This is a genomic window from Oceaniovalibus sp. ACAM 378, from assembly GCF_008085915.1.
Classification (GTDB): Bacteria; Pseudomonadota; Alphaproteobacteria; order Rhodobacterales; family Rhodobacteraceae; genus Oceaniglobus.
The window spans coordinates 60,961-74,181 of the sequence record NZ_VSJK01000009.1 but is presented as its reverse complement, the minus strand read 5'-3'; the positions used below and the strand labels follow the sequence as shown (position 1 = coordinate 74,181).

At 62.7% G+C, this 13,221-nt stretch carries 15 protein-coding genes; 11 read left to right on the top strand and 4 right to left on the bottom strand.

Annotated elements, in window-relative coordinates; genetic code table 11:
• Window positions 1-71: 71 nt before the first annotated feature.
• A complete protein-coding gene (locus tag FQ320_RS13570) occupies window positions 72-860 on the bottom strand; it encodes an SDR family oxidoreductase (RefSeq protein ID WP_148473119.1) in 789 nt (262 codons plus the stop codon).
• Window positions 861-1,036: 176 nt separating this feature from the next.
• Window positions 1,037-2,584 (bottom strand): acetolactate synthase large subunit, encoded by a 1,548-nt coding sequence (locus FQ320_RS13565; protein WP_255509501.1) that lies wholly within the window; start codon window positions 2,582-2,584, stop codon window positions 1,037-1,039.
• A gap of 321 nt (window positions 2,585-2,905) precedes the next feature.
• Here FQ320_RS13565 and FQ320_RS13560 point away from each other — a divergent pair, with 321 nt between their 5' ends.
• From FQ320_RS13560 to FQ320_RS13540, 5 genes are all read left to right on the top strand, one after another.
• Complete coding sequence (locus FQ320_RS13560) at window positions 2,906-4,174, top strand: sodium:proton antiporter (RefSeq protein WP_148473117.1); 1,269 nt, start codon at window positions 2,906-2,908, stop codon at window positions 4,172-4,174.
• Window positions 4,175-4,509: 335 nt separating this feature from the next.
• Window positions 4,510-5,241, top strand: a complete 732-nt coding sequence (locus FQ320_RS13555; protein ID WP_148473115.1) for a DUF533 domain-containing protein — start codon at window positions 4,510-4,512, stop codon at window positions 5,239-5,241.
• A 108-nt stretch (window positions 5,242-5,349) separates the two neighbouring features.
• Window positions 5,350-6,207 (top strand): PhzF family phenazine biosynthesis protein, encoded by an 858-nt coding sequence (locus FQ320_RS13550; protein ID WP_148473113.1) that lies wholly within the window; start codon window positions 5,350-5,352, stop codon window positions 6,205-6,207.
• A 150-nt stretch (window positions 6,208-6,357) separates the two neighbouring features.
• Window positions 6,358-6,777, top strand: coding sequence for a Fur family transcriptional regulator (locus FQ320_RS13545; RefSeq protein ID WP_148473111.1), 420 nt, complete (start codon window positions 6,358-6,360; stop codon window positions 6,775-6,777).
• Window positions 6,774-7,652, top strand: a complete 879-nt coding sequence (locus FQ320_RS13540) for a DMT family transporter (RefSeq protein WP_255509500.1) — start codon at window positions 6,774-6,776, stop codon at window positions 7,650-7,652. The genes FQ320_RS13545 and FQ320_RS13540 overlap by 4 nt, the downstream gene beginning before the upstream one ends.
• A gap of 4 nt (window positions 7,653-7,656) precedes the next feature.
• Here the strand turns inward: FQ320_RS13540 and FQ320_RS13535 are convergent, their stop codons facing one another.
• Together FQ320_RS13535 and FQ320_RS13530 are read right to left on the bottom strand one after the other, a co-directional pair.
• Window positions 7,657-8,457 (bottom strand): metallophosphoesterase, encoded by an 801-nt coding sequence (locus FQ320_RS13535; protein ID WP_148473109.1) that lies wholly within the window; start codon window positions 8,455-8,457, stop codon window positions 7,657-7,659.
• On the bottom strand, window positions 8,454-9,371 hold the full coding sequence (locus FQ320_RS13530; RefSeq protein WP_187393899.1) for a diacylglycerol kinase family protein: 918 nt from the start codon (window positions 9,369-9,371) through the stop codon (window positions 8,454-8,456). Before FQ320_RS13530 ends, FQ320_RS13535 begins: the two co-directional genes overlap by 4 nt.
• Window positions 9,372-9,504: 133 nt before the next feature.
• On the opposite strand from FQ320_RS13530, the gene eno reads away from it, so the two are divergent.
• The 6 genes from eno to FQ320_RS13505 all read left to right on the top strand — a co-directional run bounded on the left by eno (window position 9,505) and on the right by FQ320_RS13505 (window position 13,210).
• Complete coding sequence (gene eno / locus FQ320_RS13525; RefSeq protein WP_148473105.1) at window positions 9,505-10,779, top strand: phosphopyruvate hydratase; 1,275 nt, start codon at window positions 9,505-9,507, stop codon at window positions 10,777-10,779.
• A 126-nt stretch (window positions 10,780-10,905) separates the two neighbouring features.
• Window positions 10,906-11,052, top strand: a complete 147-nt coding sequence (locus tag FQ320_RS13520) for an entericidin (protein WP_148473103.1) — start codon at window positions 10,906-10,908, stop codon at window positions 11,050-11,052.
• Window positions 11,052-11,201, top strand: coding sequence for a hypothetical protein (locus FQ320_RS25685; RefSeq protein ID WP_187393898.1), 150 nt, complete (start codon window positions 11,052-11,054; stop codon window positions 11,199-11,201). The genes FQ320_RS13520 and FQ320_RS25685 overlap by 1 nt, the downstream gene beginning before the upstream one ends.
• Window positions 11,202-11,308: 107 nt before the next feature.
• Window positions 11,309-11,743 carry a cupin domain-containing protein gene (locus tag FQ320_RS13515; protein ID WP_148473355.1) on the top strand — a complete coding sequence of 145 codons (435 nt, stop codon included), beginning with the start codon at window positions 11,309-11,311 and terminating at the stop codon, window positions 11,741-11,743.
• Between the two features lie 40 nt (window positions 11,744-11,783).
• Window positions 11,784-12,449: a hypothetical protein gene (locus FQ320_RS13510; RefSeq protein ID WP_148473102.1), complete on the top strand. Its 666-nt coding sequence runs from the start codon at window positions 11,784-11,786 to the stop codon at window positions 12,447-12,449.
• Window positions 12,446-13,210, top strand: a complete 765-nt coding sequence (locus FQ320_RS13505) for an SDR family NAD(P)-dependent oxidoreductase (RefSeq protein WP_148473100.1) — start codon at window positions 12,446-12,448, stop codon at window positions 13,208-13,210. The genes FQ320_RS13510 and FQ320_RS13505 overlap by 4 nt, the downstream gene beginning before the upstream one ends.
• Window positions 13,211-13,221 lie beyond the last annotated feature (11 nt).

The following is a 13,221-nucleotide window of genomic DNA, read 5'->3' as shown; positions in this document are numbered from 1 at the left end:
AGATTACAATTCCATCAACTCCTTACGACGTGCATTCACGCAGCGATCTGGCTCGTCGGATCGAACAGCGTTTAAACTGATTTGATCGCGCCCCCGTCACAACGGATCAGCCCGCCGGTGACATAGCCGGCCTGTGCGCTGGCCAGAAACGCCGCCACTGCGCCGAATTCCTCAGGCGTGCCATAGCGTCCCGCGGGGATCTCCGCCTTTGACGCTTCGCGGGTTTCCTCAAGCGTTTTCCCTGTCCGCTTCGCCGCGCCCGCGTCCAGTTCATCCAAGCGTTCGGTATGGATCCGCCCGGGCAAAAGCATATTCACCGTCACCCCGTCGCCCGCCACATCGTTGGACAGGGATTTCGACCAACCGACCAGCGCGCTGCGGATCGCGTTGGACAGACCCAGATTCGGGATTGGCTGGATCACGCCGGATGACCCGATGGTGATCACCCTGCCCCAGCCCTGTTCACGCATCCCCGGCAACAGCCGCGCGGTCAGCTCGACGACATTCATCACCATCGTGTCAAACTGAAAGGCCAGCACTTCGGTGTCCACATCCACCATCCGTCCCGGAGGCGGGCCACCGGTGTTGTTGACCAGAATATCGACACCGCCCAGAACCCTTTGCGCGGCCTTTGCCAATGTGTCGACCGCTGCCTTGTCGGTCAGATCGGCGGTGATGAAATCGGCCTTTCCCGGGCCTTTCGCGGTGATCTCGGCCGCATGTTCGGCCAGCTTGTCGCCCGACCGCCCGGTCAAGAGCACATGGCACCCTTCCGCCGCCAGCGCCCGGGCACAGCCAAGGCCCAACCCCCGCGACGACGACATGACCAGCGCGCGTTTTCCGTTCAGACCCAGATCCATCAGAATTCTCCCAACCGTTGTTCAAGACGCGCCACAAGACGCGTCAGTTTTGCCGTGATCCGCCTGCGCCGCCGCAGGACGCAACCCGCGCAGACTGAAGATGCAGCCGCGCCATTGTCTGTTACCCTAAGACACCACAGGCAGGTTGTTCAAACCGTAACATGGCCCACGGCGTATCACATCGCCGCTTCGATCAGATAGGGCCCCGGCTCTTCCATCGCGGCGGCCATGGCGCGCTGCAAATCGGCCACATCCTCGATCCGCTGGCCGGGCACGCCCATACCCCGCGCCAGCGAGACGAAATCAAGATTCGGACGGTCGAGATCCAGCATGTCGAGCGCCGAGCGCCCCGGGTTGGCGCCGACCGCAAACAGTTCGTTCTTCAGGATTTCATAGGTTCGGTTGGCAAAGATCACGGTGGTGACATTGGCCCCCTCGCGCGCCTGACTCCACAACCCCTGCAGGGTATACATGGCAGACCCGTCGGCCTGAAGATTCAGCACCGGACGGTCGGGACAGGCGATCGCCGCGCCCAGCGCCATGGGAATACCGTCGCCGATGGCGCCACCGGTCAGGCCGATCCAAGAATGCGGCGGGGCGGCCATGGTCTGGCGGAACAGATCACGCCCGCCAGTCACGCTTTCATCGACGATGATCGCGTTGTCGGGCAGCGCGTTGGCAACGGCAGCGGCAATGGTGTCGACGGTGATCGCGCCCGCCTGCGGTGCCGGGGGCAGAGCGGCGAAGGGCACAAACGGCTTCGCCCCCACCCGGTCGGCCAAAGCGGCCACTGCGGCGGGCCCATCTCCGTCCAGTCCGGCCAGCGTCATGGTTTCACAACCTTCGGGCAACAAATGGCTGGGCCGGTCGGGATAGGCGAAGAACGCGACGGGCGGCACGGTTTCAATCAGGATCGCCCGGCGACAGGGGCGCAGGGCCTCAAGCGCCTGATTGATCGGATAGGGCACCCGGGCAATCCCCGCACGCCCCGCCCCCCGGTCAAACCTGCGGTTGCTGGTCGGAGCGCAGATATGCGCGCCGGTCTTTTGCGCGATGCCCTGCAACAGTGCCACCGCGCCGGGATCTTCCAGCACGCGCCCCGCGACAAGGATCACCGTGCCTTCGCCAAGCATCGACACCGCACGGTCCAGAGCCGCAGAGTTCAGCGCGGCGAACAGCGGCGCTGCGGGTGGCGGCGCGATGATCCCGCCCGCGTCCCAGCCGACATCGGCGGGCGCGATCAGGGTGGCGACACGGTTGGGATAGGATTTCGCAACGCCCAGCGCCTCGATCGCGTCGGCACCAAATGTTTCGGGGGTCTTTGCGGTCTTGACCCAGTCCGAGAACGGCGCGGCCGCGCCCTCTACGTCCGCCGACAGGGGTGCATCATATTCGCGGTGCCGCAGCGCGTGATCCCCCACCAGATTGACCATCGGCACCCGGCCCTTACGCGCGTTGTGCATATTGGCGGCGGCATTCGCCAGACCCGGCGCAAGATGCAGCAACGTCACCGCAGGCTTGTTCGCCATACGGGCATAACCATCGGCAGCACCGGTTGCCACACCCTCGAACAAGGCCAGCACACAGCGCATCAACCCGGTCCGGTCCAACGCATCGACAAACTGCATTTCCGACGTGCCGGGGTTGGCGAAACATACGTCCACCCCCGCGCCATGCAGGGACCGCACCACGCTTTCGGCGCCATTCATCTTGTCGTTCGTCATTGGTTTTCCTTGATGCGTATAACCCTCGGACTGCACGAGACGGCGCCGCAGGGCTGTGGATGGTCGGTTTCGGTTTCGCAACCGGGTGGGTCACTGACACGTCAGGATGACAGCCAGCCTTAGAATTGCCAAGAGCGTGCGGATCGCCGCATCCGGCGGCGCATCGTGCCGGCATGGGCAAGCATGGGGCTATCATGGGGCAAGCATGGAAATAATCGGTCGCGCGCTAAAATCCCTACCAGCGCATGGCGCTTTTTCTGTGTGGCCGCGCGTGTTATTACCCCCCAATTCGCCCCAGAACCGACGCTTAGGGACAATACCATGACGGTACTGCAAATCGCCTCGCTGCTGATCGTTCTGGCCGGGGGGTTCGGGGCGATCAACTATCTTTTCCTCAAACTGCCGTCCTCGATCGGCATTCTGATCGTTTCGCTTTTTGCATCGCTGGCGATCATTCTTCTGGACCTTGCGGTGCCTTCGCTGATGGTGGCCGACGAGGTGCGCCGTCTGGTGACCGACATCCATTTCTCGGAAACTCTGCTTGAGGGCATGCTGGGGCTGCTGCTGTTTGCCGGTGCGCTGCATGTCAAAATGGGCGATCTGCGGGATGAATGGCTGCCTGTGGTCCTGATGGCGACGCTTGGTGTGGGGCTTTCCACCGCGGTCGTCGGGTTCGGGTTCAGTTGGCTGACCGGCATGCCGTTGCTGATCGCGCTGGTGTTCGGGGCGCTGATTTCACCCACCGATCCGGTTGCGGTTCTGGGTGTACTGCGCGGGGCCAACCTTGAAAAGTCTCTGGAAACCAAGATCGCCGGTGAATCCTTGTTCAACGACGGCGTCGGATATGTGGTATTTCTGGTGCTGGTCGGGCTGGCCTTTCCGGTGATCGGCGATAGCGCGGCGGACCACGGCGGCGAACAGACCGCGCTGGCGGCAGCAGCGACCCTGTTCGCCCAAGAGGCGGTCGGCGGCGCGGTTCTCGGCATCGTTCTGGGCTGGCTGACGTTCCGGGTGATGCGGCAGATCGACGACTATTCGCTTGAGGTGCTGCTGACGCTGGGGCTGGCCTTTGGCGGCTATGAGCTGGCCGTTTATCTGCACGTTTCGGCACCGATCATGGCGGTCTGTGCCGGGCTGCTGATCGGTGACGTCGGCACCAAATACGGGATGAGCGAGCAGACACGTCAATATGTTGACGGGTTCTGGAAACTTATTGATGAAATCCTGAATGCCGTGCTTTTCCTGCTGATCGGGTTCGAGGTCTTCGCCGTCGCCTTTGGCAGCGATGCCCTGATCATTGCCGCTGCGTCGATCGCTCTGGCGCTGGTGGCGCGGCTGGTGGCGGTGGCGGTGCCGGTGCTGTTGTTGAGACCGTTCCGCACCTTTGCCACCGGCGTCATTCCGGTGATGACATGGGGCGGGCTGAAGGGCGGCATATCGGTCGCGCTTGCCCTGTCCCTGCCCGAGGGCGAGTGGAAGCCGCTGATCCTGACCTGCACCTATGTCGTCGTGATCTTCTCCATCGTCGTGCAGGGTCTGACAGTCGCCAGTCTGGCCAAACGGGTCGGCCGACAACCCGATCTGGTTTAGGGCGGGGTGACTTGATCTGCGGCGGGGCGGATCAAAAACCGCTGCTCCTGACCTGCACCTAGGTCGTCGTCGTCTTCTCCATCGTCGTGGAGGGTCTGACAGTTGCCAGTCTGGCCAAACGGGTCGGCCGACAGCCCGAACTGGTTTAGGGCTGGTGACTTGATCTGCCGCGGGTTGGGTCGAAATGCGCCCGATCCCGGGGGCGGGTTTTGATTTGTGCGACGGGATCGTGCTCCACAGACTGGGAAACCGGCGGCTGTGAAAACCAATGCGCATCACACTGGAATCCGGTCGCGTGCCGCCTATCTTTCAGTCACACAAACGGAGGAACCAAGATGTCGCTGAAAAGCATGGTGGCCAAACTTGCCATCGCCTATGTCGCCGCAAAAGGTGCGCAGGCATTCACCCAGAACGGCGGAATGGACGGCGTGAAACGCAAGCTGGCGGAGCAGAAATCATCGGGTCAGGGGATCGGTGGTATGCTGTCGGGTGCCGGATCATCGGGCGGTCTGGGTGGCATTTTGGGCCAGTTGGGGCTGGGCGGCGCGGGCGGGTCAACGTCCGCCGGGCTGGGCGGTCTTCTGGGCGGTGGGGCGGCGGCGGGTGGCATCGGCGGCATGCTGGGTGGTCTGGCCGGATCACAGGGCCCCGCAGGCAGCGCACAGAAAATGCAGGGGCTGCTGGACAGCACTGCCGTCTCTGACATCCCCGAAGAGGCCGAGGCGGGTCTGGTGATCCGCGCCATGGTCATGGCGGCCAAGGCCGACGGCGAAATCGACGAGACCGAACGGCGCGCATTGTGGGAAGTTCTGGGCGACAGCGATCCGTCCGACCGCGCCTTTGTCGAAGCGGCCCTGAGCGCCCCCGTCGATCCAGAAACGCTGGCGGCCGATGTGCCCAAGGGCATGGAGATCGAGGTTTATACCGCCTCGGTGATGGCGATCACTCCCGACAACCGGGACGAGGCGCAATATCTTGACCGGCTTGCGCGCCTTATGGGGCTGGACAAGAAAACGGTGAACGGCCTGCATACCGCGCAGGGCAAGTCGCCGCTCTATTCGCTGTAATCGGGGTTCCTGCCTGTGCCGGGCTCACCCCATGGCGGGCGCGCAGATGCTGTGCGCCCGACCGGGACGAGAATCGACGACAGCAGCGTCTGAATGCGAGGGATCAGGATGACCGACTATCTTGTCTATGACGTGTTTACCGCCACCGCTTTTGGCGGCAACCCTCTGGCGGTGTTCCCCGACGCGAGCACCCTGCCCGACGATTTGCTGCAAAAGATCGCGCGCGAATTCAATTTCTCGGAAACCGCCTTTGTCTATCCACCCGATGACCCTGTTCACACGGCCCGTGTGCGGATCTTCACCCCGACGACCGAAGTGCCCTTTGCCGGTCATCCGCTGATCGGCACCGCACTAGCGCTGCACGATTTGGGGCGGGGTGATGACATGGTGCTGGAACTTGGCATCGGGCCGATCCCTTGCAGCGTGCGCAAGGGACTGGCGCGATTCACCACGACCGCGCCGCTGACCATCGACGCGCATCCCGGTCTCGCCGAGGTGGCCGCCTGCACCGGGCTGTTGCCCGGACAGATCCGCACCGACCGGCATCTGCCGATACAGGCCGGTGTCGGGCTGACCTTTGTGATGGTTGAACTGAACGACACCGCCGCCCTGTCCGCCGCACATCCGGTCACCGAGGCGTTTCGCACCGCTGCCGCTTTGTGGCCAGCGGGTATGGATTTCGCGACATTCCTTTATGTGCGTGACGGTGCGCAGGTTCACGCGCGCATGTTCGCCCCGCTCGACAACATCCCCGAAGATCCCGCAACCGGCAGCGCCTGTGCCGCCCTGGGCGCGTTCCTGTCACAGCTTGAGGGGCAATCGCTGACCCTGCTGATCAATCAGGGCGCCGATATGGGTCGTCTCAGTCACATACAGGTGGAAACCGAATTGTCAGACGGGCTGTGCGCCGCAATCCACGTTTCGGGCCGCGCCGTGCGGATGATGGAGGGGCGGCTGACGCTCTGATCTGCCCGGATCACCCCGTGCAAACTGCGCGCCGGATACTACAACCGGGCAGGTCTGATCGCACGGCGCGGGCGGCAAGCGCACAATACCGGTGGAGCCGGGCGGCTGTATCGGCTAAGACCCCGCGCAACTGACAACCGGAACCGGCCCATGTCCGAAACCATCATCGAACGCTGTGCAGCAAGAGGGCTGCGGATGACCGAGCAGCGGCGCACCGTGGCCGCCGTTCTGGAACAGGCCAACGATCACCCCGATGTCGAGATTTTACACGCCCGCGCCAGCGCCATCGATCCCCGGATTTCGCTCGCGACGGTGTATCGCACGGTCAAGCTGTTCGAAGAGGCGGGGATTCTTGAAAAGCTGGAATTCGGCGATGGCCGCGCCCGCTATGAAGACGCCGAGCGTGAACACCATGACCACCTGATCGACCTGCAATCCGGCGCGGTGATCGAATTCGTCGATGACGAAATCGAAGCCTTGCAGGACCGTATCGCGGAACGTCTGGGGTACGAGCTGAAAGGGCACCGGCTGGAACTGTACGGCATACCGCGAAAACGGTCGCGGAGTTGAACACCAACGCACCCCTGCGCGCCATTCTGCTGATGACCCTCGGCATGGCCGGGTTCGCTGCCTCTGACACATTCGTAAAATTGTCGACCGGGCTGGTCCCGGCCGGTCAGATCGTCGCGATCATGGGAACGGGTGGTGCGCTGATTTTTGGCGTGCTGGCACGGTTGAGGGGGGTGCGGCTGTTCAGCCGTGACATTCTGCACCCGGCAATCCTGCTTCGGACGGTGGCCGAGGCGACGGGAACGTTGGGTTTCGTTCTGGCGTTGCAGATGACCACGCTTTCCGTTGCCTCGGCGGTCATTCAGGCGAATCCGCTGGTGGTGACACTGGGCGCCGCGGTTCTTCTGCGCGAACCGGTGGGATGGCGTCGCTGGGCGGCGATCATGGTCGGCTTTGTCGGGGTCATGGTGATGCTGAAGCCCGACAGCAGTGGCGTCAATTCAGGTGCCTTGATGGCGTTGGTCTCGGTGGTCGGACTGTCGACGCGGGATCTTGCCACCCGGTCGGTGCCCGCCCGCGTGCCGACGGTGGCGCTGGCTGCCTACGGCTTTGCCATTCTGGTACCCGCCGGGATCGTGGTCATGGCAATCGGCGACGGGCCGCGCGCGATTGACGGACAGTCGTTGCTGTTGCTGCTGGGCATGATTGTCTTCGGGTCGGCGGCGTATATGGCGATGACCGCTTCGATCCGGTTGGGCGATCTTTCGGCGGTGGCACCGTTTCGATATACGCGATTGATCTTTGCCTTCACGCTGGGAGCGGTGGTCTTCGGCGAACGCCAAAGCATGTCAACGCTGATCGGCGCGGCGGTGGTCGCGGCAGCGGGGCTTTACACGCTTTGGCGCGAAACCCGAGTGCGGCGATACCCAGCCTGAGCCGTCACGGCGCGGCGGCCCAACCCTCTGGCCCCAGCAAAAACAACGCCTTGCGTCCCTGCCCGAACGTCAAACCATCCTGCGTGGCTACATAGCGATCGACCCGCACTTGTCCGGGCGTCAGGGTCAACAGGTTGAAATCGTTCTCTTCGCCGCGCAGCCGGGTCGACAGGCCGGTGCCCGCATGTACCTGCAGGATCGTCGCGCGGCCTTCGCGGTGCACAAAGGCGCCCGCGTGCCAGTTGTGCAAATGGCCCGACAGAACGATATCGGCGCCGCACCCCGCCAGCGCATCCAGCGCTCGCTCAGCGCCGCGCATCAGCCGTTTTTCATCCTCGGGGCGTTGCTCCAGCGGATGATGAACGACAATCACAGCCACGCGCCCCGCCTTTTCCTTTAGCGCGGCACGCACCCTTTCGATGTCTTCAGGAGAAAACCATCCCTGTTGCCATGCCAGAGGATTGACCGTGTTGATCCCGACGACCAGCATTTCATCGTCACTGACCTGCGGCTCCAAATCTTTGCCGATCCAGCGCCGATAGCGCCGCCACGGCATCAAAAGTCGCATGAACATATTATCCAACGGCACATCATGATTGCCCGGAACGCACAGGACAGGCGCGTTCAGCGCTTCGATGAATCCACGGGCGTCCTCGAATTGAGAGTTCCGCGCCCTTTGGGTCAGATCGCCGGAAATCGCCACGAGATCGGGCGAAAGCCGGTTCACCGACTCGATCAGCCCCGCCACCAGATCGGGACGGTCGCGCCCGAAATGCAGATCCGACAGATGGACGACACGTCTCATCTGATCTCCCTGTTGTAATCTTCTGGCACGATAACCCGCAACGTATCGATGTGGCTTTCGATGGTCAAAGGAGTCGACATCTTTTCACGTTCGCCGTCCAGAGCGATACGATGGCGGCGACGACGGCCGGTGATCTGAAATTTATGCGCGCTCAGAAACAGGAAATCGCGCTTTTCCTGCGCAATCCCCAAGGCCAGCGCCAGCGCCTGCCGCACCTGCCCCAGCCGCCCGGAATCCGGGGAGATATACATGGCCAGCTTGCCCTCGTTCAGAGCGTCATGCCCTTCCAGACCCATCTGTTCCATCTGGAAGGCGTTGTTCAGCACAAAAATCAGCGGCGTTCGGTATCGGTGCACCTCTCCGTCGGCATCGATTGACAGTTCCAGCGGGCGGCGCAGGGTGGCCAGCGTTTTCAGCACTGACCAATAGGCGGCAATGCGCGACCGGCCCCAGCGTTTATAGACAACTTCGCGGTTCGCCAGAATCTCGGGATAGCGTCCGACCGAAGTGTTGTTCAGAAATACCTTGCCGTTGATCGTGCCGGTCCGCACCGCCAGGGCCCTGCCATTGACGACAACCCCGATCGCCTCGGACAGATCTTCGGGCAGTTTCAGCGAACGGGCGAAATAGTTGAACGTGCCAAGCGGCAGAACGCCCATCGCCACCCCGGTGCCCGACAGCGCGCCAGCGACACCGCAAATCGTCCCGTCACCCCCGGCGGCAACAACGGTTTGCGCGCCAGCCGACAGGGCACGCGCGACGGTTTTGGCCAACGGCTGACCTTTTGAGAACCGGTACAGTTTTGCCTCGTGTCCGGCCTCGGCCAGCAGGCGCACCGCCTGTTCGCCCGGGTCGTCATCACGGTCGCGGCCGCTGCCCGGGTTCAGGATGATCGCAATGTGTCGTTTGTCCAAGATGATGCCCTCGCCTGCTCTCTTTGGTAACATGACCCGCTGCCCTGCGGTTCCCTTGCCGATTGCGCCGGTGCTTTGCGTTCTGGCGCGCCACTGGTATAGAGCCGGAAATTCCACCCTGCGGGAGCACACCATGAGCACCATCATCGATATCATCGGCCGTGAAATCCTTGACAGCCGGGGCAACCCGACGGTCGAGGTCGACGTGATCCTGGAAGACGGCACCTTGGGCCGCGCCGCCGTTCCGTCTGGTGCCTCGACCGGTGCCCACGAGGCAGTGGAAAAGCGCGACGGCGACAAGGCCCGCTATATGGGCAAGGGCGTATTGGACGCAGTGGCGGCGGTGAACGGCGAGTTGGCAGATGCGCTGGTCGGCTCGGACGCCACCGAGCAAGAGGCGCTTGACGCCGCAATGATCGAGCTGGACGGCACCGAAAACAAGGCCCGTCTGGGTGCCAACGCCATTCTTGGCGTATCCCTCGCCGTGGCCAAGGCGGCGGCTGACTTCAGCGGCCAGCCACTGTTTCGCTATGTCGGCGGCACCGCTGCGCGCACCCTGCCCGTGCCGATGATGAACATCATCAACGGCGGCGAACATGCCGACAACCCGATCGACATTCAGGAATTCATGATCATGCCGGTGTCGGCAGAGAACATTCGCGAAGCAGTGCGCATGGGCTCTGAGGTGTTCCACACCCTGAAGAAGGAACTGACGGATGCCGGCCTGTCCACCGGCATCGGCGATGAGGGCGGCTTTGCGCCCAACATCTCCAGCACGCGCGACGCATTGGATTTCATCCTGAAATCCATCGAAAAGGCCGGATATACCCCGGGCGACGACATCATGCTGGCGATGGATTGCGCCGCGACCGAATATTACAAGAACGGCAAATACGAGATGAAGGGCGAAGGCGTCTCGCTTTCCTCCGAGGAAAACGTCGCCTATCTGGCGAAACTGGTCGCAGATTATCCGATCCTGTCGATCGAAGACGGCATGGACGAAGACGATTGGGACGGCTGGAAAATGCTGACCGACGAATTGGGCGGTAAGGTGCAACTGGTCGGCGATGACCTGTTCGTCACCAACCCCGAGCGTCTGGCCGAGGGGATCAAACGCGGCTGCGCCAACTCCATGCTGGTCAAGGTCAACCAGATCGGCACCCTGTCGGAAACCCTGCGCGCCGTCGAAATGGCACACCGCGCCCGTTACACCAATGTGATGTCGCACCGGTCAGGCGAAACCGAAGATGCAACCATCGCCGATCTGGCTGTCGCGACCAACTGCGGTCAGATCAAGACAGGCTCGCTGGCCCGGTCCGACCGGCTGGCCAAATACAATCAGTTGATCCGGATCGAGGAAATGCTGGGCGAGACTGCGGTTTACGCAGGCAGGTCGGTTCTGCGCTGAACGGCACATAACATTGCGTTGCAGGTGTGAAACATGGGCAATCTTTCATGTGAATCGCCTGTTCGCATGTTTATATGCGCCCTTCCGCAGGGCCAAACCCGGTCTGCACCCTTTGGAGGGAACGAAATGAAACTGACCAAAATCGCGATCGCGATCCTGGCCCTGACCGGTCTTGTCGCCTGCAACACCGCCGTCGGCGCCGCCAAGGACGTTTACGGCGGCACGAAATACGTTGCCAAAAAAGTCACCGGTTCGGGCGAGGACGACAAGTGATGCAAGGACTGCCGCGCATTCTTCCGGGCCTGTTTCTTGCGCTGGCTCTGGCGGGGTGCGCGGTGGTCAAACTGCCGGTCAAGGCCGCGGGCACCGTTGTGGGCCACACAATTCTAGCCGTCACGCAATCGGATTTCCGCCCCCACTGATCCCTTGACCGGGGCCGTGCGAATGTCTTTCCTGTATCTGGCGGGAGTGTCGCTGCTGGAAGGACCGTTCGATGAACCAATCCAAGGCGACATTCGGTGCTGACCAGATGACGGGCGACGACATCATCGCCCGCCTGAAGCTGCAGCCCCACCCCGAAGGCGGCTGGTATCGCGTGACATGGGCGGGCGACGAAACACCGCGCGCCACGGGCACCTGCATCTATTTCCTGTTGAAACAGGGCGAAAGCAGCCACTGGCACCGGGTCGATGCTGTTGAAATCTGGCATTTTTACGCCGGGTATCCGGTGGTTCTTTCACTCGCCGAAACGGCTGCCGGTCCGGCCCGCGACCACCTGTTGGGCCCTGATCTGTTGGCCGGGCAGTCGCCACAGGTGATTGTGCCGAAGGACCACTGGCAAGCGGCGAGACTTGACGGGCGTGCGCCGCCGGATGGCTGGGCGCTGGTGGGTTGCACCGTGTCGCCGGGGTTCACCTTTGACGGATTCACACTCGCCGATCCGGGGTTCGACATTCCGCGCTGACACCCTCCCCGTCGTGTTTCACCCAAGGAGATGCAAGATCATGCGCCCGCCCCGCTCCTTTGTATCGCTGGAGACATTTGGCCGCGTGCGGTTGTCACAGTATTTCTTCATGCGGGATTTTCTCTATTCGGAAATCGCCAATTTCCACACCCGCCGCAACATTCCCGACAATCCCGACCTTGCTATCGCCGCCGGGGGCGCGTTGTGCCGTGAATTGCTTGACCCGCTGGTCGAGACTTTCGGGCCGATCCATGTGCGATCTTCGTTCCGGTCTGCCGATCTGAACCATTTCGGCGCAACCGGGGTGCGGCCGCAGAAATGCGCGCGCAATCCGGCCAATTTCGCCGGGCATATCTGGGATCATCGCGATCACAAGGGCCGGATGGGTGCCACCGCCTGTATCGTCGTGCCATGGTTCGCCGATCAATATGACCGGGGTCGCGATTGGCGCGATCTGGCGTGGTGGGTGCATGACCACCTGCCCTATCACGAGATGTTCTTTTTCCCGCGCCTCGCCGCCTGCAACCTGACATGGCGCGAGGAACCGGCGCGCGCCATTTCCGGCTATATGCCGCACCGCATCACCCTGTTGAAACCCGGCACCGATCCGGCAGAGCCCCTGCGCGATCGTGCGGCGCGTTATGCCGATTTTCCGCCGTTCCGGGGCATCGCCTATCCCTCCCTGCCCGAAAGCAATCCAACATGACCCTGCCCCGAACTCCGTCTTTCCGTCTGGACGGGCGCCGCGCGCTTGTGACCGGCGCATCCTCGGGCATCGGGCTCGGCTGTGCCGTGGCCTTGGCCGAAGCCGGAGCGCATGTAACACTTGCCGCCCGCGGGCACGCGGCGTTGAATACCCTTGCCGAACAGATCCATGCCGAAGGCGGGTTGGCCGACACATTGACGATGGACGTCGCCGACATCGCGGCAACCGAGGCAGCGGTGGCCGCCCATGGGCCGTTCGACGTGCTGGTGAATTCCGCCGGGCTGGCCCGTCACACACCCGCGCTCGACACCACCATCGCGGATTTCGATGCGGTGGCAGATGTAAACCTGCGGGGCGCGTATTTCCTGACACGGGCGGTCGCGAGAGGTCTGATCGAGGCGGGAAAGCCCGGCAGCCTGATCAACATATCGTCGCAGATGGCCCATGTGGGCGGGATCGAGCGTGCGGTCTATTGCGGCACAAAACATGCGCTTGAGGGGTTCACCAAGGCGATGGCGATTGAATGGGGCCGGTTGGGTATCCGGGTAAACACGATCTGCCCGACCTTCATCCGCACGCCGCTGACTGAACCCACCTTTGCCAATCCAGAACGGGTGAAATGGATCGAAGACAAGATCAAGGTTGGCCGCATGGGCGAAGTGACCGACATCATGGGCGCGGTCGTCTTTCTGGCGTCGGATGCGGCGCAGATGGTCACCGGCACTGCGCTGCTGATCGATGGGGGATGGACGGCAGGCTGATCACCGCCAGC